Source organism: Streptomyces misionensis, assembly GCF_900104815.1.
GTDB lineage: Bacteria > Actinomycetota > Actinomycetes > Streptomycetales > Streptomycetaceae > Streptomyces > Streptomyces misionensis.
Window position 1 is genome coordinate 1,028,228 of sequence record NZ_FNTD01000004.1, and the last position, 19,128, is coordinate 1,047,355.

At 75.1% G+C, this 19,128-nt stretch carries 14 protein-coding genes and 1 pseudogene; 6 read left to right on the forward strand and 9 right to left on the reverse strand.

Translation table 11 applies throughout. The features are described from left to right. Positions 1-8: 8 nt before the first annotated feature. The 3 genes from BLW85_RS06200 to BLW85_RS06210 form a co-directional block, all read right to left on the reverse strand. On the reverse strand, positions 9-440 hold the full coding sequence (locus BLW85_RS06200; protein WP_070026552.1) for a DUF7144 family membrane protein: 432 nt from the start codon (positions 438-440) through the stop codon (positions 9-11). Continuing rightward, complete coding sequence (locus BLW85_RS06205) at positions 437-889, reverse strand: SHOCT domain-containing protein (RefSeq protein WP_074991305.1); 453 nt, start codon at positions 887-889, stop codon at positions 437-439. The genes BLW85_RS06200 and BLW85_RS06205 overlap by 4 nt, the downstream gene beginning before the upstream one ends. Positions 890-964: 75 nt before the next feature. After that, positions 965-1,687 carry an HdeD family acid-resistance protein gene (locus BLW85_RS06210; RefSeq protein ID WP_070026550.1) on the reverse strand — a complete coding sequence of 241 codons (723 nt, stop codon included), beginning with the start codon at positions 1,685-1,687 and terminating at the stop codon, positions 965-967. Positions 1,688-1,919: 232 nt separating this feature from the next. Between BLW85_RS06210 and BLW85_RS06215 the strand changes: the two genes are divergently transcribed. Next, a complete protein-coding gene (locus BLW85_RS06215) occupies positions 1,920-2,468 on the forward strand; it encodes a potassium channel family protein (RefSeq protein WP_074991306.1) in 549 nt (182 codons plus the stop codon). A 10-nt stretch (positions 2,469-2,478) separates the two neighbouring features. Here BLW85_RS06215 and BLW85_RS06220 read toward each other — a convergent pair whose 3' ends face one another. The 4 genes from BLW85_RS06220 to BLW85_RS06235 all read right to left on the reverse strand — a co-directional run bounded on the left by BLW85_RS06220 (position 2,479) and on the right by BLW85_RS06235 (position 7,870). Further along, positions 2,479-2,676, reverse strand: a complete 198-nt coding sequence (locus BLW85_RS06220) for a hypothetical protein (protein ID WP_070026548.1) — start codon at positions 2,674-2,676, stop codon at positions 2,479-2,481. Positions 2,677-2,799: 123 nt separating this feature from the next. Beyond that, positions 2,800-5,457: a winged helix-turn-helix domain-containing protein gene (locus BLW85_RS06225; protein WP_107409074.1), complete on the reverse strand. Its 2,658-nt coding sequence runs from the start codon at positions 5,455-5,457 to the stop codon at positions 2,800-2,802. Positions 5,458-5,548: 91 nt separating this feature from the next. Then, positions 5,549-6,070, reverse strand: coding sequence for a peptide-methionine (S)-S-oxide reductase MsrA (msrA, locus tag BLW85_RS06230; RefSeq protein WP_070026547.1), 522 nt, complete (start codon positions 6,068-6,070; stop codon positions 5,549-5,551). 138 nt (positions 6,071-6,208) lie between these two features. Beyond that, positions 6,209-7,870, reverse strand: a complete 1,662-nt coding sequence (locus BLW85_RS06235; RefSeq protein WP_074991307.1) for a sigma-70 family RNA polymerase sigma factor — start codon at positions 7,868-7,870, stop codon at positions 6,209-6,211. A 289-nt stretch (positions 7,871-8,159) separates the two neighbouring features. Here BLW85_RS06235 and BLW85_RS06240 point away from each other — a divergent pair, with 289 nt between their 5' ends. The 3 genes from BLW85_RS06240 to BLW85_RS06250 all read left to right on the forward strand — a co-directional run bounded on the left by BLW85_RS06240 (position 8,160) and on the right by BLW85_RS06250 (position 14,648). After that, positions 8,160-9,887 carry a carbohydrate binding domain-containing protein gene (locus BLW85_RS06240; protein ID WP_074991308.1) on the forward strand — a complete coding sequence of 576 codons (1,728 nt, stop codon included), beginning with the start codon at positions 8,160-8,162 and terminating at the stop codon, positions 9,885-9,887. A gap of 69 nt (positions 9,888-9,956) precedes the next feature. Further along, positions 9,957-12,464 (forward strand): FUSC family protein, encoded by a 2,508-nt coding sequence (locus BLW85_RS06245; protein ID WP_244174820.1) that lies wholly within the window; start codon positions 9,957-9,959, stop codon positions 12,462-12,464. Positions 12,465-12,569: 105 nt separating this feature from the next. Beyond that, complete coding sequence (locus BLW85_RS06250; RefSeq protein WP_074991312.1) at positions 12,570-14,648, forward strand: SpoIIE family protein phosphatase; 2,079 nt, start codon at positions 12,570-12,572, stop codon at positions 14,646-14,648. On the opposite strand, the gene BLW85_RS06255 is transcribed toward BLW85_RS06250, so the two are convergent. Then, complete coding sequence (locus BLW85_RS06255) at positions 14,642-15,394, reverse strand: FAD binding domain-containing protein (protein WP_074991314.1); 753 nt, start codon at positions 15,392-15,394, stop codon at positions 14,642-14,644. The genes BLW85_RS06250 and BLW85_RS06255 overlap by 7 nt on opposite strands. A gap of 193 nt (positions 15,395-15,587) precedes the next feature. Then, a pseudogene (locus BLW85_RS06260) lies at positions 15,588-16,670 on the reverse strand (universal stress protein); the annotation flags it as partial. Here BLW85_RS06260 and BLW85_RS39280 point away from each other — a divergent pair. Together BLW85_RS39280 and BLW85_RS06275 are read left to right on the forward strand one after the other, a co-directional pair. After that, positions 16,669-18,624: a PAS domain S-box protein gene (locus BLW85_RS39280; protein WP_074991316.1), complete on the forward strand. Its 1,956-nt coding sequence runs from the start codon at positions 16,669-16,671 to the stop codon at positions 18,622-18,624. The pseudogene BLW85_RS06260 and the gene BLW85_RS39280 overlap by 2 nt on opposite strands. Positions 18,625-18,686: 62 nt before the next feature. Then, complete coding sequence (locus BLW85_RS06275) at positions 18,687-19,097, forward strand: pyridoxamine 5'-phosphate oxidase family protein (protein ID WP_074991317.1); 411 nt, start codon at positions 18,687-18,689, stop codon at positions 19,095-19,097. The last annotated feature ends 31 nt before the right edge of the window (positions 19,098-19,128 follow it).

Here is a 19,128-nt window from a genome sequence, read left to right on the forward strand (position 1 = left end):
GTGGAGGGTCAGTCGAAGATGGTCCGGCCGTCCTTGCGGACCACGCACAGCGCCCAGATGGTGAATCCGGCCAGCGCGATCATCACGATCGACCAGACCGGGTAGTACGGCAGCGACAGGAAGTTGGCGATGATGATCAGCGCGGCGATGACCACACCGCCGGCCCGCGCCCAGGCGGACACCCGCATCAGTCCCAGGCCGATGACGACGGCGACGGCGCCCAGCACCAGATGGACCCAGCCCCAGCCGGTGAGGCTGAACTGGAAGACGTAGCTGCGGGTGGTGAGGAAGACGTCGTCGCGGGCGATCCCCATGATGCCGCGGAAGATGTCGAGTATCCCGGTGAGCAGGAGCATCACCGCGGCGAAGGCGGTCAGCCCGGTCGCCCACAGTTGCCTGGTGGTCGGCTCGTGTTCGTGCGTGGTGCGCGGTGCGGTCATCGTGCCACCTCGTTCTTCTCCGGTGCGGTCGGGGCGTGGTCGGCGAGCACCATCTCCTTGGCCCGGCGGAACTCGTCCTCGGTGATGTCCCCGCGCGCCTTCATCTCGGAGAGCCGGGCGAGTTCGTCGGCGCGGGAGCCGCCGTCCCGGGCGGTCTGGCGGACGTACTCGTCGAAGGCCCGCTGCTGGGCGCGGGCCTGTTCGACCTCGCGGCGGCCCATGCCCTTGCCGCGGGCGATCAGGTAGACGAAGACACCGAGGAACGGCAGCAGTACGACGCAGAGCAGCCACGCGGCCTTGCCCCCGCCGCCCAGGGCATCGTCACGGAAGATGTCCATGACCACCCGGAAGAGCAGCACGAACCACATGATCCACAGGAAGAACACCAGCATGGACCAGAAGACGCTCAGCGCCGGGTAGTCATAGGCGAGGTAGGTCTGCGCACTCATGTCGCCTCCTCCGTCCCGGGCCACGCCCGGTGGTCGGTCGTCCGTCCAGGCTGCGCTGCGGGAGGCCGGCACGCCTCACCCTGGGTGGGTGAACGGCGGTCCGGGGGCGGGGGCGCGGGCGGCCGCCCGGCGCAGCGCGGCGCGCCAGGCGAGGGCCACGACGGCCTCGGACACGCCGAGCAGGATCAGCCACAGTCCGAGCAGCCGGGTCAGCACCCGGGCCGAGGGCGCGGGCAGGGCGAGCACCACGACGCCGGCCAGGATGGCGATCACCGCGACACCGGTCACGAAGCCCCGGTGGGGCAGGTCCTCGGCGACGAGGGCGGCGTAGAGCACCAGGATGCCGGAGACCAGCCAGACCACCCCGACGATCAGCGACAGGGCGGTGATGGTCTGGAGGGGGTTGCGCAGGCACAGGACCCCGGCCAGCACGAACAGCAGCGCGACCAGCAGGCCGGTCAGCCGTTCCCCGCTCTCCGTCCGGCCGAAGGCGGCCACGAAGCGGAACGCGCCGGTCGCCAGCAGATACAGGCCGAGGATCACCGCGAGGACGTGCAGGGTCTCCTGCGGCCACACCAGGATCAGGATGCCCGGCACCAGGGAGACGAGCGCGGACCCGAGGATCCAGGGCCAGGAGCCGCCCAGCCGGCCCAGCGCCCGCGCCGGGTCGGGGGCGGCCCCGGCGGGGGCCGTCTCGGTGGCCGGGGTGTGGGGGGCGGCGGCCCCGCCGGGATCGTGTTCCGGTCCGGGGGACGGGCGGTCGGGGCCCTGCGGACTCGTACCGCGTGACGTGGTCATGGCTCCTCCTCACGGGGTCGAGGCCGCTCCCGGTCCGGCCGGCGGGGCCTTGTGCGGGGACCGCAACGCCAGCGTCGCCCCGGCCGGCCCCGGCACGGCTCACCCCTGGCGGGTGATCCGTGCCGCCGGCCGGGGGGTTGAGGTGGTAACGGTCGCCGGCGGTCCCGTCCGTGACCGAAGCGCCGAGCCGGCGGACGTGCGGAAGCGGCGCGGCAACGCAGGAAGGGCACCGATGACCGATCCAGCCCCCGGGAACTCCCGGCCGTACGGGGGCCCGTACCGCCGGGCCGCGGCCGCGTCCTGCGCACGGGCGGTGGGCATCGTGGTCGCCCTGGTCCTCGCGTACTACCTGGTGCCGCTGGACGCGCGCAGCACCGCGGGGACGGTCCTGCTGCTGGTGTGCGGCCTCGCCGCCGTCCTGGTGGTCTTCGGCTGGGAAGCCTGGATGATCATGCGGTCCCCGCACCCCCGGCTGAAGGCGGTGGAGGCGCTGGCCACCACGGTGGCCCTCTATCTGATCATCTTCGCCAGCGTCTACCACGTGCTGGAACACGACACACCGGGTTCCTTCACCGAGCCGCTGACCAGGACGGACGCCCTGTACTTCGCGCTGACCACGTTCACCACCGTGGGGTTCGGCGACATCACCGCGCGCTCCGAGGCGAGCCGGGTGGCGGTGATGTGCCAGATGGCGGGCGGGCTGCTGCTGGTGGGCCTGGCCGTGCGGCTGCTCGCGGCGGCGGTCGAGGCGGGGCTGCGGCGGCGGGGGCGGGAGCCGTAGCGGCCGCGGCTCACCGGGGTGCCTGACGCAGCTCCAGAACCCGCAGACCCAGCGACTGGCAGCGGGCCAGCAGCCCGTACAGGTGCGCCTCGTCCAGGATCCGGCCGAACAGGATGGTGTGGCCGGACACCACGACGTGGTCCAGCTCGGGGAACGCCTTGGCCAGCGTCTCCGTCAGCTCTCCGTCGACGCGAATCTCGTAGCGCATGAGGTGCCTTCCCCGCGTGCCGCGGACGGGCGTGCCGGCCCCCTTTCCGCGATCCTGCGCCCGGTCGCGCCGCCCGGCCTCACCCGTCGCAGGTGATGTCGTCGGGGGCCGCCGCGGACGGGCTCACAACAGGCCCAGTTCGCGGGCGCGGCGCACGGCGTCGTGCCGGCGGTTCACGGACAGCTTCCGGTAGGCGCTCTTGAGATGGGTCTTGACCGTGTTGACGGAGACGTAGAGGTCGGCGGCGATCTCCTCGGTGGACATCATGTCGGCCAGCCGCACCAGCACGTCGCGTTCGCGGCCGCTCAGCTCCTCCACCACCGGCGGCGGCTCGTCCACGCGGCCGGTGCCGTCCGGGCGCGGGGCGCCGGGCAGCAGCCAGCCCTCGGCGAGCGCCCGCAGCGGCATGGTGGCGAGCAGCGGCGCCAGCCACGGTCCCGCCTCGCGGAAGGGGCGTCGCAACCGCTCGCGCCGGGCCTCGCGCAGCGCCCGGGCCACGAGCCTTTGCCGTGCGGCGGGGTCGCCCTCGGCGCCGTACCCCTGCGCCCTGGCCAGGGCCGCCGACACGGTGACCAGGGGGCCGAGGCCGTGGTGCGGCGGTATCCGGTCGAGCAGCTCGGCGGCGTTCGCGGGGCGGCCGGCCGCCAGCTCCGCCCGGGCCGCGCCCACCAGGCACAGCGGCTCCTCACCGGGCGGGTCCGTCAGCAGCTTGGCCGCCAGCTCCGGCCGTCCCTCGGCGAGGTGGGCCCCGGCGGCCACCAGCGCGGTGTGCGCCTCGGCCCACGGGGACGTCTCCTCGGTGAGGGCCATCCGGTCGGCCGCTTCGAGCGCGCCCTCGGTGTCGCCCCGGGCCAGCCGGACCCGCCCGGTGACGATGGCGCGCTCGGCCTCGGTCACCGGGTCGCCCCGGGCGTCGGCCGCGGCGGCGAGGAACGCCTCCGCGCGGTCCGGTTCGTCGCGGTCGGCGGCGACGGCGGCCAGCACGAGCGTGGCGAGTCCGGCGCCCGGCGGCACGGCCGGGCCCGGGCGGTCGGCCCCGGACAGCGCGGCGAGGGCCCTGCGCTCGGCACGCCCGGGGCGGCCCTCCAGGTGGTCGAGGAGGGCGAGCAGGGCGAGGGCCTGCGCCGTCGCCGCCGTACGGCCGGTGTCCGCCACCGCGGTCAGCGCGGCGCGTGCCTCGGCGTACCAGCCGGCCCACAGGCGGGCCGCGCCGAGGTGGGTGCGCAGCAGGGCGGCCGGTTCGGGGTGCCGGTCGAGCAGCGGGGCGGGGATCTCCCGGCACAGTTCCGCCGCCTGGCGGGCGGCGGTCTCGGCCCGTGCGGGGGAACCCGTCAGCCGGGCGGCCAGGGTGTGCAGGAGGGCGCAGCCGAGCCGGGCGGCGGCCGGGTCGCCGGTCCGTTCGGCGGTCAGTGCCCGCGCGGCCCGTTCCAGCGGGGGCAGGCCGCGGTCGAGGTCGCCGCGGGCGAGGGCGAGGGCGGCGCGGACGAGGTCGGTCGCCGGGGTCCTCGGCTCGGGGCCGAGGGCGGAGAAGAGTTCGGCCAGGGCCTCGGCGCGCGGGCCGGTGAGGAGTTCACCGAGGGCGAGGTCGCCGACGAGGGCGTCGGCGGCGGCTTCCCAGTCGCCCGCGGCGGCGGCGTGCTCCAGCGTCTCGCCGAGCGGGCCCGCGTGCCGGAGCCAGGCCGCGGCCCGGCGGTGCAGCTCGATCTCCAGACCGGGGTGGCGGGCCCGCAGATGGGCCCGCAGGATGTCCCGGAACAGCGGATGGAGCCGGAACCAGGAGTGTCCGAGGTCTTCCACGAAGGCGTTCTCGCGGTGCAGGCCGGTGAGGAGGAGTTCGGCGTCCGCGCGCCCGGTGAGGGTGTCGGCGAGGGCCGGGCAGAAGCGGTCGAGGACGCTGATCCGCAGCAGCAGGTCCTGGGTCTCGGCCCGCTGCCGCTTGAGCACCTCGGCGAGCAGGAAGTCACCGATGGTGGTGCGGTCGGCCTCGAACTCCTTCAGGTACGTCCGCGGGTCCTGCGTCCCCTGGGCGGCGAGCGCGCACAGCCGCAGCCCGGCGGCCCAGCCCCGGGTGCGGGTCAGCAGCGCGGTCACCTCGTCGGCGGGCAGCCGCAGGCCGTGCAGTGCGAGCAGTTCGGCGGCCTCCCCGGGGGTGAAGGCCAGCTCGTCGTTGCGGATCTCCGTGACCGCGCCGGCCGCCCGGTAGCGGTGCAGCGGCAGCAGCGGCTCGGTGCGGGTGACGAGGACCAGGCGCACGCCCGGGCCCGCGTGGCGCAGCACGAACTCCAGCTGGTCGGCGATCTCCGGGTCGGTGACCCGGTCGTACTCGTCGATGACGGCGGTCACCGGGGCCTCGCGGGCGCTGAGTTCCGCGGCGAGCCGGGTGAGCAGCGCGTCGTCCACGCGGCCCGCCTCGGCGGGCAGGCCGACCTCGTCGGACAGGGTCACCCCCGCCAGCCGCAGGGCCTGGAGGAGGTAGGCCCAGAAGGTGCCGCGGCCCTTGCCCGCCATCTGCGCGGTGAGCCAGGCGACGCGTCCCGGGTGCCCGGCGGCCCAGTCGGCGACCAGCAGCGTCTTGCCGGCGCCCGCGGCCCCGCCGACCACGGTCAGTGGTCTGCGCGGGGCCTCGTCCAGATGGCCGAGCAGCCGGTCGCGGCGCAGGTAGGTCGCCGGGAGGGCGGGGATCGCGAACCGTGTCCGCAGGAACGGATCCCCACAAGGATCGGCGGGCCCGCGCGGGTCCGCTCCGGTCTCGTCCGGCACGCCCATGGTGGTCACCACCATCGTCGTCAGGTCACGGACAGCTCACTTCCGTTCCTCTCCCAGGATCTCCCCTGGGCGACGACGCGCCACACGAGCCCGCCGGGGCGGCCGCTCAGTCCGTGGTGGACGACGCGCGGCGCGGCAGCTTCCAGTTCGGCCGCGGGAAGTGGCAGGTGTAGCCGTTGGGGTAGCGCTCCAGGTAGTCCTGGTGCTCGGGCTCGGCCTCCCAGAAGTCGCCCACCGGCTCGACCTCCGTGACCACCTTCCCGGGCCACAGTCCGCTCGCCTCGACGTCCGCGATGGTGTCCACGGCGGTGCGGTGCTGCTCCTCGCCGTCGTAGAAGATCGCGGAGCGGTAGCTGCGGCCGATGTCGTTGCCCTGGCGGTCGCGGGTGGTCGGGTCGTGGATCTGGAAGAAGAATTCCAGGATGTCGCGGTAGCTGGTGACCGAGGGGTCGTAGAGGATCTCGATCGCCTCGGCGTGGTCGCCGTGGTCCCGGTAGGTGGCGTTGGGGGTGTCGCCGCCGCTGTAGCCGACGCGGGTGGAGACCACGCCCGGCTGCTTGCGGATCAGGTCCTGCATGCCCCAGAAACAACCGCCCGCCAGTACGGCTCGTTCGGTTCCCGCTGTCATCGGTCGCTCCCTGAATCTCTGGCCCCGCACCCCTGCTGACGTGGCGGTGACACGGTCATCCAGCGTAATACCGCCGCGCGCGAACGGGGTGGCGGCCCCGGGCGGTCGCCCCGCCGAGGGGGCGGCGGGCGGCCGGGGTCACATCTTCGTGCCGAAGTCCTGGGTCCACCAGGGTCCGCCCGTGCCGTCGTGCACCCCGACGCCGATGTTCCTGAAGGAGCAGTTGAGGATGTTGGCGCGGTGGCCGGGGCTGTTCATCCAGGAGTTCATCACGGAGGCCGGGGTCTGCTGGCCCATGGCTATGTTCTCGCCGTACGTGGACCACCGGTATCCGGCGGCGGTGATGCGCTGCCCGGGATCGGCGCCGTCGGGGTTGACGTGGTCGAAGAAGTGCCGGGCAGCCATGTCGTCGGAGTGCGCCTGGGCCGCCCGGTCCAGTTGCGGGTCCTCGGTGAGCGGGGAGCAACCGGCCTTGGCCCGCTCCTGGTTGACCAGCGCGATCACCTGTCCGACGGTGCCGCTGGGCGCCGGGGGCCGCGGTGCGGTGGTGTGCGCGGGGGGCGGCGGGGTGGAGCGGCGCGGCGTCGGGCTGGTCTTCTTCGTGGGCGACGGACTGGCCGTTTTCCGGGGCTTCTTCGGCTTCTCGGACGCCGAGGCGGACGGGGAGGGCGAGGGCGGGGCGGGCGCGGTGCCGGGCGTGGAGAGGTCCGCCAGGGAGGCGCGTGCGCCGCGGTCCGCGGTCGGCTCCCCGCCGCCGGATCCAGGGTCCGTGCCGAAGTACCACAGGCCGCCGCCCGCGAGGCAGGCGACGACGACGGCGCCGCCGACGGCCCGGCGCCGCAGCCGCCTGCGGCGGCGGGACGCGCCGCGGCCACCCGGGCGGCCACGAGCGGCGCGGCTGCCGGTGCCGGTACGTCCGGCCGAGCCGCCGGATCCGGTCGAGCCGCCGGTTCCCGCCGGGGCCCCGAGCGGGGTCGCCGCGCCGACGGGGGCCAGCCCTTCCGGGGCGGAGCGCAGGGCGGCGAGCAGCGCGGGCGAGGCGGCGACCAGCGCGAGACCGGCGAGCAGGCCCTCGGCGGGCATCAGTCCGCTCCACAGGCCGGAGCAGCGCGGGCAGCCGCGGGCGTGCCGGGCGATGCGTTTGCGCCACAGCGCGGAGGGTTTGCCGTCCCAGGCGGCGAGCACCACCCGCAGCTCCTCGCAGCGCGGCCGGGCGTCCAGCGCCCGTACCACCACCCGGGCCGCCTCCAGCTGGGCCTTCATCCGCTGGACGCGGACGGCGGTGTGCTGAGGCGTCAGTTCCAGGGCGGCGGCGACCTCGGCACGGGTCAGTTCGCCGGCGCATTCCAGCCACCACAGGGACAGCAGCCCCCGGTCGTCCGGCTCCAGCCAGCGGGTGGCGTGGGCGGTCTCCTGGCGCTGGCCGGAGAGTTGCAGCCGCACCACCGTCAGGTCCACGAAGTCGGCGCCGGGATCGGCCAGGTCCTCGGCCTCCTCGACGGCGGCGGGGGCGGACTGCCGGTCCTGCCAGTGCGCGCGGACCTGGTTCATCGCGATCGCGACCAGCCAGGAGCGGAAGCGCTCGGGCGTGCGCAGCCCGTCCAGGCCGTCGAGGGCGCGCAGCATGGTCTCCTGCACCACGTCGTCGACGTCCACCGAGCCGTTCAGTGCCCGCCCCACGATGTTGTAGACCAGCGGGAGGTAGGCGCTGACCAGGGCGTCCTGGGCCGCCGCGTCCCCCTCGCGGGCCGCGGTCACCAGGGCCGCCGTCGCCATCGCGTCCGTGTGCCGTGTGCTCATCAGATCTTTCCCGTCCTTGACGCCGAACGATTGTTCCCGACACCTGGGAGACCGTTCGAGGCGTCTCGGATAACAGTTCTGCGGGCGCGGATGTGGCGACGGCGGGAGGCGATGCCGCATGGGGTGCCAACTCGGGCCTGTGCACGCCGAGTTCACAGGTTCCGAGTTGGTCTAGTCCTCTTGACGGGGTGGGGTGCGCGCTGTTTGGTATGTACCAACATCCGGGCCGTGCACGGACCACCACCCCACCACCCCACGCCCTGGGGACATCCCCGGAAGGGGAACTGTCATGCACTTGGCAAGATTGGCGGCCTCCGCCTGCGCGCTCGCGCTCGCGGCCAACGGCGCGGCCGTCGCCGCCGCCCCCGCGAGCGACGCGGCCACCGGCGCCGCGGCGAGCAGCGTCTACTCGGTCGCCCCCTACGTCGACATGTCGAACGGTCAGGAAGGGCTGCTCGACGCCGCGATCACCGGCCACCACCTCAAGGCCTACACCGCCGCCTTCGTCCTCGGCGAGGGCTGCAACCAGGTCTGGGGCGACACCCTCCCCATCGGCAACGACTCCTACACCGACCCCGAGATCGCCAGGGCCAAGGCCGAGGGCGCGTCCGTGATCATCTCCTCCGGCGGCGCCGGCGGACTTCCCCTCGCCTGGACCTGCACCACCCAGAGCAGCATCGACGCCGGATACCAGGCGCTCATCGACGACTACGGCGTCACCCAGCTGGACTTCGACGTCGAGGGCGCCGCCGTCGCCGACACCGCGGCCGCGGCCCGCCAGATGCAGGCCATGAAGGACCTGAAGGCGACCAACCCGGATCTCCGGTTCTCGGTCACCCTGCCGGTGCTGACCAGCGGGCTGACCAATGACGGCGTCAACATCCTGAAGGCCGCCAAGAACGCGGGCGTCCGGATCGACGTCGTCAACATCATGGCCATGGACTACTACGCCGGCACGGGCACCGAGATGGGCCAGGGCGCGATCGACGCCGCCAGGGCCACGCTGGCGCAGATGCAGTCCGTCGACTCCGGCTACGGCTACGCCGACCTCGGCATCACCCCGATGATCGGCAAGAACGACGACGGCTCCACGTTCACCCTGGCCGACGCCCAGACCGTGGAGAACTTCGCCGCGCAGAACGGCGTGGGGCGCCTGTCCTTCTGGTCCGTCAACCGCGACCAGCCGTGCGGCGGCAGCGCCAACTCGCTGCCCACGTGCAGCGAGATCAGCCAGAGCAGCCTCGCGTTCACGGACGCCTTCGTGCCGTACGAGGGCAGCTCGGGCGGCGGCGGGGGCGGCGGTACGACCAGTGACTTCTCCCTGTCCCTCGCCCCCGGCTCCGCCTCCGTCGCCCAGGGCGGCACCGCGACCGCGACCGTCACCACGGCCACCACCTCCGGCAGCGCGGAATCCGTCGCCCTCGCCGCGTCCGGCGCGCCCTCCGGCGTCACGGTCTCCTTCAGCCCGGCCTCGGTGACGTCCGGAGGCACCTCGACCCTGACGGCGAACGTCGGCTCGTCCGCGGCCGCGGGCACCTACCCGATCACCGTCACCGGCACGGGCACCGGCGGCAGGCACAGCGCCACCTACACGCTCACCGTGACAGGCAGCGGCGGCGGAGGCGGCAACGACGGCGGGTCGCTGACCAACGCCGGCTTCGAGGCCGGCGGCCTCGCCCCCTGGACCTGCGCGGGCGGCAGCACCCTGGTCGCGAGCCCGGTCCACTCCGGCAGCCACGCCCTCCAGATCACCCCGGACTCCGCCGGCACCGGCGAGTGCGACCAGACCCTCACCCTCTCCCCCAACCACACCTACACGCTCACCGGCTGGGTCCAGGGCCCCTACGCCTACCTCGGCGTCAACGGCGGCGCCACCGCCGGCACCTGGTCCAGCGGATCGAGCTGGAACCAGCTGAAGGTCTCCTTCACCACCGGCGCAAGCGGAACCGTCACCGTGTACGTCCACGGCTGGTACGGCCAGGGCAGCGTCTACGCCGACGACCTCGCCCTGTCCTGACCGTCCGCCCACCGCCCGCCCGGCAGCCGCGCGGATGCCGGGCGGGCGGTGATGCGTGAGCCTGGAGGAGTGTCTGGTGTTCCAGCCGGCCGGCTCCCGGCGCCGTACGCCGCCCCGGGACGCCGGGCGCTCCAGGTGACGCTGGTCGCCACGGCCGGGTTCCATCTCTTCCGCTACGGCCTCGACCGCCCCGACGCGGCGGTCTACGCCCTGTTCGCCGCCGTGGCGCTGGGCGGGCTGTCCAGGATCCCGGGCACCGGGCGGCAGCGGGCCGGGGTGGTGCTGCGGCTGATCCCGGTGGGCTGGGTGCTGGTGGCCGTCGGGACGTGGCTGTCGGCGCGGACCTGGAGCGCCGTGGCGGGGATGCTGGTGATCGGGTTCGCGCTGGCGTTCTCCGCGGTGGGCGGTCCGCGGCCGGCCGGGGCGGCGCCGGGGCTGCAACTCCTCTACATCCTGCCGTCGTTCCCGCCGTACCACCCGGGCTCGCTCGGCGAGCGGCTGCTCGGCACGACCACGGGCATGGCGCTGCTCGTGGTCGCCGAGGCGCTGCTCTTCCCGGAGCCGAACCCGCCGCCGTACCGGGAGCGGGCCGCCCACGCCGCGTCGGTCGCCGCGCACTGCGCGAGGCTGCTCGGGACGCACCCGTACGCCCTGACCCGCGCCGACGTCCGCACGGCCCGCGAGGCCGGGCACCGGCTGCGCTCCCTCTCCGTGCCGGAGGCCGACCGGCCGGCGGGCCCCGGGGTCCGCCCCCGCGCCCTGGCCCACACGGGCCTGGCCGCGCGCACCCTGCTCAGCAGGCTGCCCCGCCTGTCCACGCCGCCGGACGCCCCCACGAAGACCTCCTGGCCGACGGCACCCGGGGCACCCACACGGCCCGCCCCGAGCGGCCCCACCCGGCCACGGACCACGCCCGACGCGTACGACGCCACCGATCCGCCGGCCGCCTCCGACACCGCCGAACGACGGACCGGCTCACCCGACGCCCCGGCGGACCACACCGAGCGGTCACCCGCACCCGCCGCCCCCACGAACGAGACCACCGACCCGCACGACACCGCCCGACGACGGACCGGCTCACCCAACGCCCCGCCGGACCACACCGAGCGGTCACCCGCACCCGGCACCGGCGCCACCGGGCCGGAGGCCACCCGCGGTGTTCGCGTCGTCGAGGAGTCCGGCCCGCCCGACACCGCCGCCGCCGTGCTCGCCGCCGTGGCCCGGCTCGCGGCCGGGACCGCCGGGTGTCTGCGGGTGGGGACCTCGCCCGTGGGTGAGTACAAGGAGCTGGCCGCGGTGCGGGCCGCGTTGGTCGCCCAGGGCACGGTGGCCTCCGCGGCGGCGCCGCAGGTGTTGCGGCGGCACGCGGCGGTGCTGGAGGTGGCCGACGCCGCGCTGGCGATGGGGGCGGCGGCCGATCTGGCGGCGCACGGCCGGCGGGCCGCGATCGCGGGCCCGCCCGAGCGCTTCTGGTACGCCGCCCCCCGCGCCCCCGTCCTGTGGTGGCACCGGGTGCGCGGGCACGCCGAACGGCGCTCGGTGTTCTTCCAGAACGCGGTGCGGATCGCCCTGGCGCTGACGGCGGCGCGCCTGGTGGCCGGTGTGGACACGTTGCCGCACGGCTTCTGGGCGCTGCTGGCGACACTCACCCTCACCCGGACCACCGTGGACGAGACCTGGAGCGCCGTCCGGTCGGCGCTCGCCGGCACCCTGGCCGGGGCCCTGGTGGCCGGCGGCACACTGGCCCTGGCGGGCACCCACACCACCGTCTACGCCGTCGTCCTGCCCCTGTGGATGCTGTTCGCCTTCACCGTGGGACCGGTCAAGGGGGTCGGCTGGGCCCAGGGCCTGTTCACGGTGCTCGTGGCCCTGGTCTTCGCCCAGCTCGCGCCGGCGACCTGGCGGCTGGCGGAGGTACGGCTGCTGGACGTGGTGGTGGGCAGCGCGATCGGCGCGGTGTTCGGGCTGCTGGCCTGGCCCCGCGGCGCCCAGGACGAGCTGCGGTTCGCGGCGGCGGAGCTGCTGCGCAAGGCGGCCGAGATCGTCGTGGCGACCGGTGCCGCGGTGGCCCGCCGGGAACCGGTGCCGCCGGTGCCGGGGTCACCCGGCCACCGTTCGCTCAGGCACGCGGTGATCCTGGCGGAGTCCGCGTACGTGCAGTTCCAGAGCGAGCCGGCGCCCTTCGGCGGCCGGGGCCGCACGGTGGCGCCGGCCGCCGTGGACTGGCAGGCGGCGCTGATGGCCGGGCACCACACCCTGTGGGGCTCGCAGCGGTTGCTGGAACCACCGCGCACCGGACTCGGCCCGCCCGCGGCCGGCACCGTCAGCCGGCTCGGCGACCGCGTCGCGGGGCGGATGCTGCTGGTCTCGGCGGCCCTCGACCCGGGCGGCGACACCCCCGAGGCCCCGCTGCCACGGTTCGACCGGACTCTCGCCGGGGCCGACGCGGAACCGCCCGGCGCGCCGGGGCTCTACTACGCGACCGTGTCCTGGCTGGACTCCCTCATGGCCGATCTGTCCCGGCTCGCCCGCGCCGGCCCCGCCCCGGGCCCGGACGGCGGGGCCCAGGGGCACTGACGCCGTTCAGGCTGCTGCGGATCTCCCGCGCGGGTAGACGTAGGTGAGGCTCCGGTCCGGGACAGGGCCGACGGGAAGAGGGAGCAGGCGGAAGGAGGGAGCGCGATGAGCGAAGGGACGCGGCGACCCGACGGGCAGAAACCCGGCCCGGAGGGGGCCTCGGAGCCGACCGGGCTGATGGATCTGCTGGGCGTCGCCGCGGTGCTGCTGGAGGCGGACGGCCGGATCGACATGTGGAGTCCCCAGGCCGAGGAGCTGTTCGGCTACGCCCGCGCGGAGGCGGTGGGGCAGTACGCGGCGCCGCTGCTGCTGCGCCCCGAGCACCGCAAGGCGGCGCTGCACCTGTTCGGCGAGGTGATGCAGACCGGCCAGGGCTGGGCGGGGGCGTTCCCCATCCGGCACAAGGACGGCAGCACCAGAACGGTCGAGTTCCGCAACATGCGGCTCACGGACCACCTCGGCGACCACTACGCGCTCGGGCTGGCCACCGACCGGTCCACCCTGCGCCGGGTGGAGCGCGACACGGCTCTGTCCGCCCGGCTGTTCACGCAGGCCCCGATCGGGCTGTCCGTCCTCGACCCCGCGCTGCGCTACATCGTCGTCAACCCGGCCCTGGCGGCCATGCACGGCGTCCCCGAGGCCGACCACGTCGGCAAGCGCTTCGACGAGGTGCTCTCCGGAGCGGCGTTCCGGGCGGTCGAGGCCTCGATGCGCGAGGTGCTGGAGACCGGTGTGCCGGTGGTGAACCGGCAGGTGGTGGGCCGCACCGCCGCCGACCCGGACAACGATCACGCGTGGACGATGTCGCTGTACCGGCTGGAGGACCACCAGGGGCACACGCTGGGCATCGTCGCCGTGGCGGTGGACGACACCGACCGGTACCGGGCCGCCCGGGAGGTCGAGCGGGCCCAGCGGCGGCTGCGGCTGATGGCCACCGGCTCGGCCCGCATCGGCACCACCCTGGAGGTGGAGCGGACGGCGCGCGAGCTGGCCGACGTCCTGGTGCCCGAGCTGGCCGACATCGTCGCGGTGGACCTGCTGGACAGCATGCTGCGCACCGCCCGCACGGACGCGGGCGACGGGCCGCCGCTGTTCCGGGCGCTCGCGGTGAAGACCGCCTACTCGACCGATGCCGTCGGGGCGTTCGTGCCGCCCGGCAGGCTCACCGTCTACCACGCGGACCATCCGGCGGCCCAGTGCATCCGCAACGGCCGCCCGCTGCTGATCACCCACCTGGAGAGCCGCGAGGTGGGGCGCGTCGCCGCCGATCCCGACGCCGCCCGGCTGCTCGCCCAGGCCGGGGTGCACACCGACATCACCGTCCCGCTGATCGCCCGCGGCCAGTGCATCGGCGTCATGAGCCTGGCCCGCGCCCGCAACCCCGCGCCCTTCGACGAGGACGACCTCGCCCTGGCCTGCGAACTCGCCTCGCGCGCCGCGCTGAGCATCGACAACGCCGTGCTGCACCACCACACCCGCCGCACCGCCGAGGCCCTGCAACGCAGCCTGCTGCCGCGGCTTTCGCCCTGCCACCCGGGCCTGGAGGTGGCCGCCCGGTACCGGCCCGCGCAGGCGCTGAGCGAGGTCGGCGGCGACTGGTACGACGTCATCCCGCTGGACGGCGACCGCACCGCGCTGACGGTGGGCGACGTCATGGGCAGCGGCATCCCGGCCGCGACCACCATGGGGCGGCTGCGCACCGCCACCTCCACCCTGGCCGACCTCGATCTCGATCCGGCGCGGATCCTCACCCACCTCGACCGGATCACCCTCGGCCTGGACCCCTACATCGCCACGTGCGTGTACGCGGTGCACGATCCCCGCCGGTACCGCCTGGACGTGGCCTCCGCCGGTCATCTGCCCCCCGTCCTGATCCCCTCCGGCGGGCCGCCGCGCCTGCTGGACCTGCCCACCGGCACCCCGCTGGGCGTCGGCGGCGTGCCCTTCGAGTCCACCGCGCACGACCTGCGCCCCGGCGACCAACTGGTGCTGTACACCGACGGGTTGGTGGAGACGCGCGACGACCCGATCGACACCCGGCTCGGGGAGCTGCTGCGGCTGCTGGCGCCGCCGTACCACTCCGTGGAGGACACCTGCGACCGGCTGCTGCGCGAGTTGCGGCACCCGGCGGGCCACGACGACGTCGCCCTGCTCATCGCGTCCGTGCTGCCGCTGGATTACTGAGCCGCCCCCATGGACCCGGCCGAGCCGGGGCCCTGGCGGCCCGCGAGCAGACCGAGCACCTGGGGCCGGACGACGGCCCACGCGGCGGCGGGCAGGCCGTCGAGCGCGGTGGTGCGCAGGGAGCGGAGGGTCTCCCGCGGGTCGCCGCCGGCGGCGGCCTCGGCGTCGAGCACGTCGTAGCCGTCCCGTACGGCGACCCGGACGCGCGCCGCGGCGCCGTCGCCGGGGTGCAGGGCCGAGGCCACGACCAGGGGCGGCGGGCCGCCCGCCGCGGCGGGGAGCTTGCGGTACGCGCAGGCGAGCGGCGTGCGCCAGCTCAGGGCGAGCAACAGCGGGCGCTTGGCGACCACTTCGGCCAGGTCCGTCTCATGGCGGCCGTCCGGCTCCAGCACCGTGGCCCGGGCGTCCAGGACCAGTGCGGCGGGCAGCAGACAGCGCAGGGTGCTGCCGACGAGGTTGCCGCCGACCGTCGCGGTGCGGCGGACGGCCCCGGTGCCCACCCCGGCGGCCGCGAGGCGCAGCACGTCGGGCACCCGGCCGTCGATCTCCCCGAGCAGCACGGCGGCGCCGAGCGTCTCGGGTCCGATGACGTTGGCCTGCGGCAACCGTCGTAGGGACATGGCGAGTTCGGGGAATCCGTCGCGCTGCCAGGCGGCCCACGCCAGGGTCGCTCCGCCCACCGGGACGGCCCCCTCGGCCAGGCACTCCCGGGCTTCGGACACGGACTCGGGCAGACGCAACAGCACGGTGACCCACCTGCCTTCCTTCGGGGTCCCGCAGTCTGCTCGCGCGGACGGGGGCGCGTACAGGGCTCACAAGGGCAGCCCGCGCGCCGCCGACGCCGTTGGGCACGGCCGGCCTCCGCCGCGTTCCGTCGTGTGGCACGACGGCGACCGGGGCGGTGGCGTGGTGCAGCACGGCGTGGGTGACCGGGCCGATGCGGGCGGCGAAGGACGCCGGGTGCCGGCGCCGGCCGACGACCACCAGGGCGGCGCCGTGCGAGGCCGCGACCAGTTGCCGGGACGCGCTGCCGTGGCCGCATTCCTCGGTGACCCGGACGTCGGGGTGCTTCCCTCGCCACGGATCGAGCATCTCGGTGAGCACGGCCGCCTCCTGCCCGGACCACTCCCGGTCGAAGGCGGGGTCGGCGGCGAGCCCGTGGACGTAGTACGGCGGCATGCTCCAGGTGCGCACGGCCCGCACCGCCGTGCCGCGCCGCTCGGCCTCCTCGAAGGCGAACGCGAACACCGCGTCGTCGGGCGCGGTGGTGTCCACGCCGACGACGACCGGCCCCTCGGCGCCCTCGCCGCCGGGCCGCCACCCCGAGCGCACCAGCACGACCGGCCGCCCGGCGCGCGAGACCACGGAGAACCCGACGGAGCCGACCAGGTGGCCGCCGACGCGGCCCAGGCCCCGCGAGCCGAGGACGAGCGGCTCGGACTCCTCGGCGACCGCCGCCAGCACCTCGCCCGGGAAGCCGTCCTGGTGCTCGGAGCGCACCTCCAGGCCGGGGTGGCGCAGCCGCGGTTCCTCGGCCGCCTCCCGCGGGATCCGTTCGCTCCACTGCCCCTGGGCGGCCGCTCCGGTCAGCGGATCCTGCGCCATGGGCCGCGGGAGGGGCTCCCACACGTGTACCAGCCGCAGCGGCAGTCCGCGCAGCCTCGCCTCGCCCGCCGCCCACTCGGCGGCGGTGCGGCTCTCGGGAGAGCCGTCGAGGCCCACGGTGACGGTGCGGGACATGGCGCCCACCTCCTGTTGCCGGACGTCCCCCGCGGGATCGCCCCCAGCCTCGCTCCGGCGGCGCCGGTGGGCAGGGACCCGAGGGTCCCGGTACGGGGCCGACCGGCCCCGAGGGGGGCACAATGACGGTCGCGACCGCTTGTGCTCGGCCGGCGACCGGTCCTGCACGGGTTCGTCCGCCGCCACCGCGTGTTCCGGCCAGGACGCGACAACGCACGACGGTGGTGGGCCGGTTGCGCTGGGATGTCCACAGCGGCACGAGCGACTTGGCGGGGTAGACATGAATGCTTGCGTGGACGACCGGGCCTGTGCGGCGGGCCCCGCGGCGGCCCCCCGGCGGTGCGGCTGCGGAGCCCGGCCGCCGCAGGGCGGCCCGTCGACGGCCGAGGAGCGGTTCCGCGGGCTGCTGGAGGCGGCGCCCGACGCCATGGTGATCGTGGACGACACCGGGGTGATCCGGCTGGTCAACGCCCAGACCGAGGCCCTGTTCGGCTACCGCCGCGAGGAACTGCTGGGCCGCCCGGTGGAGTTGCTGGTACCGCACCGCTTCCGCGATCACCACACCCGGCACCGCGACGGCTACGCCGCCAACCGGCAGGTGCGGCCCATGGGCGCTGGCCTCGAACTGCACGGACTGCGCAAGGACGGCAGCGAGTTCCCCGTGGAGATCAGCCTGAGCCCGCTGGAGACGGCGGACGGCCTGCTGGTCTCCGCCGCAGTGCGCGACGTCAGCGACCGCAAGGCGGCCGAGGCCCGGATCAACGAACTCGCCGCCCTGGTCGAGTCCTCCCAGGACGCCATCCTCGCCAAGACGCTGGACGGGGAGATCACGTACTGGAACGCCGCTGCCGCCCGGCTGTACGGCTACTCCGCCGAGGAGGCCGTGGGCCGCCATGTGTCCATGCTCGCGCCCACCGAACTCCAGGACGACATCTGGGCGTTGCTCGAACGGCTGCGCAAGGGCGAGAAGGTCGAGCACTTCGAGACGCTGCGCGTCACCAAGGGCGGCTCGCTGCTGGACGTCGACGTCACGCTGTGGCCGACCCGGGACGCCGGCGGCAAGGTCGTCGGGGCGTGCGCCATCGTCCGCGACATCAGCGACCGCAAGCAGGTGGAGGCGGAGCTGACGGCCCTGCTGGAGCAGCAGCGGCACATCGCCCTGACCCTGCAGCGCAGCCTGATGGGGACGCCGCCCGCGCTGCCCGGCCTGGACACCGCGAGCCGCTACCGGCCGGCCACCCAGGGCGCCGGGGTCGGCGGCGACTGGTTCGACCTGATACCGCTGGGTGCCGGGCGGGTCGGCGTCCTCATCGGCGATGTGATGGGCCGCGGCCTCGAAGCCGCCGCCGTGATGGGCCAGTTACGCTCGGCGGCGCACGCGCTGGCCAAGACCGGCATGCCGCCGCGCCAGCTGATGCAGTCCCTGGACTCGGTGGTCGCCGACCTGGACGTGCCGGACCAGCTGGTCACCTGCTGCTACCTGGTCGTCGCGCCGGACGACGGCACCGTCACGGTCTGTTCGGCCGGGCACCTGCCGACCCTGGTCGTCGGCCCCTGGGAGGGAGTGCGCGCGCTGCCCGCGCCGGTCAACGCGCCGCTCGGGGTCGGCGGGGTGCTGTACGAGCAGTCGTGCTCGCACATCGCTCCCGGCGCCACGCTCGTGCTCTACACGGACGGGCTGATCGAGACGCCGGGCAGTGACATCGAGGCCCGGGTCGGTGAACTCACCGCCGTGCTGGACGCCTTCTTCCCGCGCTCCACCGATCTGGAGGCGGCCGCCGACCATGTGCTGGCCCAGCTGCTGCCGGACGCCGACGGTCATGACGACGACGTGACCCTGCTGTTCGCCCAGCTCCCGGCGGCGCCGCTGGCCGCCGTCACCACCCAGCTGCCGGCGACCGCCGCCGCCGTCCCGGAGGGCCGGGCCTTTCTGCGCCGGACACTGGTCTCCTGGGAGTGCCCCGAACCGGCCGACGACGCGCTCCTGCTGCTGTCGGAGATCCTCACCAACGCGGTGCGGCACGCCGAGGGCCCGGTGGGACTGCGGCTGTGCCGTACCGCCACGGAGCTCACCGTGGAGGTCGGCGACCACAGCCCGCAGCTCCCCCGGCCCCGGCACGCCACCGGGGACGACGAGTCCGGTCGGGGCCTGTTCCTGGTCCGCACCCTCGCCGACAGCTGGGGCGTGCGCCCGACGGACGAGGGGAAGACGACCTGGTTCACCCTGAAGGTGTGAGCGGGCGGACAAGGGCCGACCGGCCCTATGCGGTCCATCGTCCCCACGGGGACGATGGACCGGTGCTCCAGAACGACGGCTTTCGCGCGCTCGACAGACAGCTGTGCCTGCGCCTGCTGGCCAGGGTGCCGGTCGGCCGGGTCGTGTACACCAAGCAGGCGCTTCCCGCGGTCCTCCCGGTCAACTTCTGCCTCGACGCGGACTCCTCCGTGCTGCTGCGCACCTCGGCCGGCTCGGACCTGGTCCGCGCCATCGACGGCGCCGTGGTCGCCTTCGCGGCGGACGAGTTCGACGCCGCGACCCGCTCCGGCTGGAGCGTGGTCGTCACCGGCCGCGCCTCCCTGCTGACCGACGCGGACGCCCACGCGCCGTGCCCCGCCGGCGGGCCGGACTCCTGGATGCCGGTCCGCGACGACGTGCTCGTCCGGATCGACTCCGAGGTGGTCACAGGACGGGAACTCAGGGGTGCGTGACCGCGTCCGCCCCGGTCGGCGGGCCGCCCGC

Coding starts and splice junctions, on each gene's coding strand:
- BLW85_RS39280 (WP_074991316.1), top strand. CDS start 16,669: ATGAATGCTTGCGTGGACGACCGGGCCTGTGCGGCGGGCCCCGCGGCG.
- BLW85_RS06220 (WP_070026548.1), bottom strand. CDS start 2,676: ATGCGCTACGAGATTCGCGTCGACGGAGAGCTGACGGAGACGCTGGCC.
- BLW85_RS06240 (WP_074991308.1), top strand. CDS start 8,160: ATGCACTTGGCAAGATTGGCGGCCTCCGCCTGCGCGCTCGCGCTCGCG.
- msrA (WP_070026547.1), bottom strand. CDS start 6,070: ATGACAGCGGGAACCGAACGAGCCGTACTGGCGGGCGGTTGTTTCTGG.
- BLW85_RS06205 (WP_074991305.1), bottom strand. CDS start 889: ATGAGTGCGCAGACCTACCTCGCCTATGACTACCCGGCGCTGAGCGTC.
- BLW85_RS06225 (WP_107409074.1), bottom strand. CDS start 5,457: ATGGTGGTGACCACCATGGGCGTGCCGGACGAGACCGGAGCGGACCCG.
- BLW85_RS06235 (WP_074991307.1), bottom strand. CDS start 7,870: ATGAGCACACGGCACACGGACGCGATGGCGACGGCGGCCCTGGTGACC.
- BLW85_RS06200 (WP_070026552.1), bottom strand. CDS start 440: ATGACCGCACCGCGCACCACGCACGAACACGAGCCGACCACCAGGCAA.
- BLW85_RS06210 (WP_070026550.1), bottom strand. CDS start 1,687: ATGACCACGTCACGCGGTACGAGTCCGCAGGGCCCCGACCGCCCGTCC.
- BLW85_RS06215 (WP_074991306.1), top strand. CDS start 1,920: ATGACCGATCCAGCCCCCGGGAACTCCCGGCCGTACGGGGGCCCGTAC.
- BLW85_RS06250 (WP_074991312.1), top strand. CDS start 12,570: ATGAGCGAAGGGACGCGGCGACCCGACGGGCAGAAACCCGGCCCGGAG.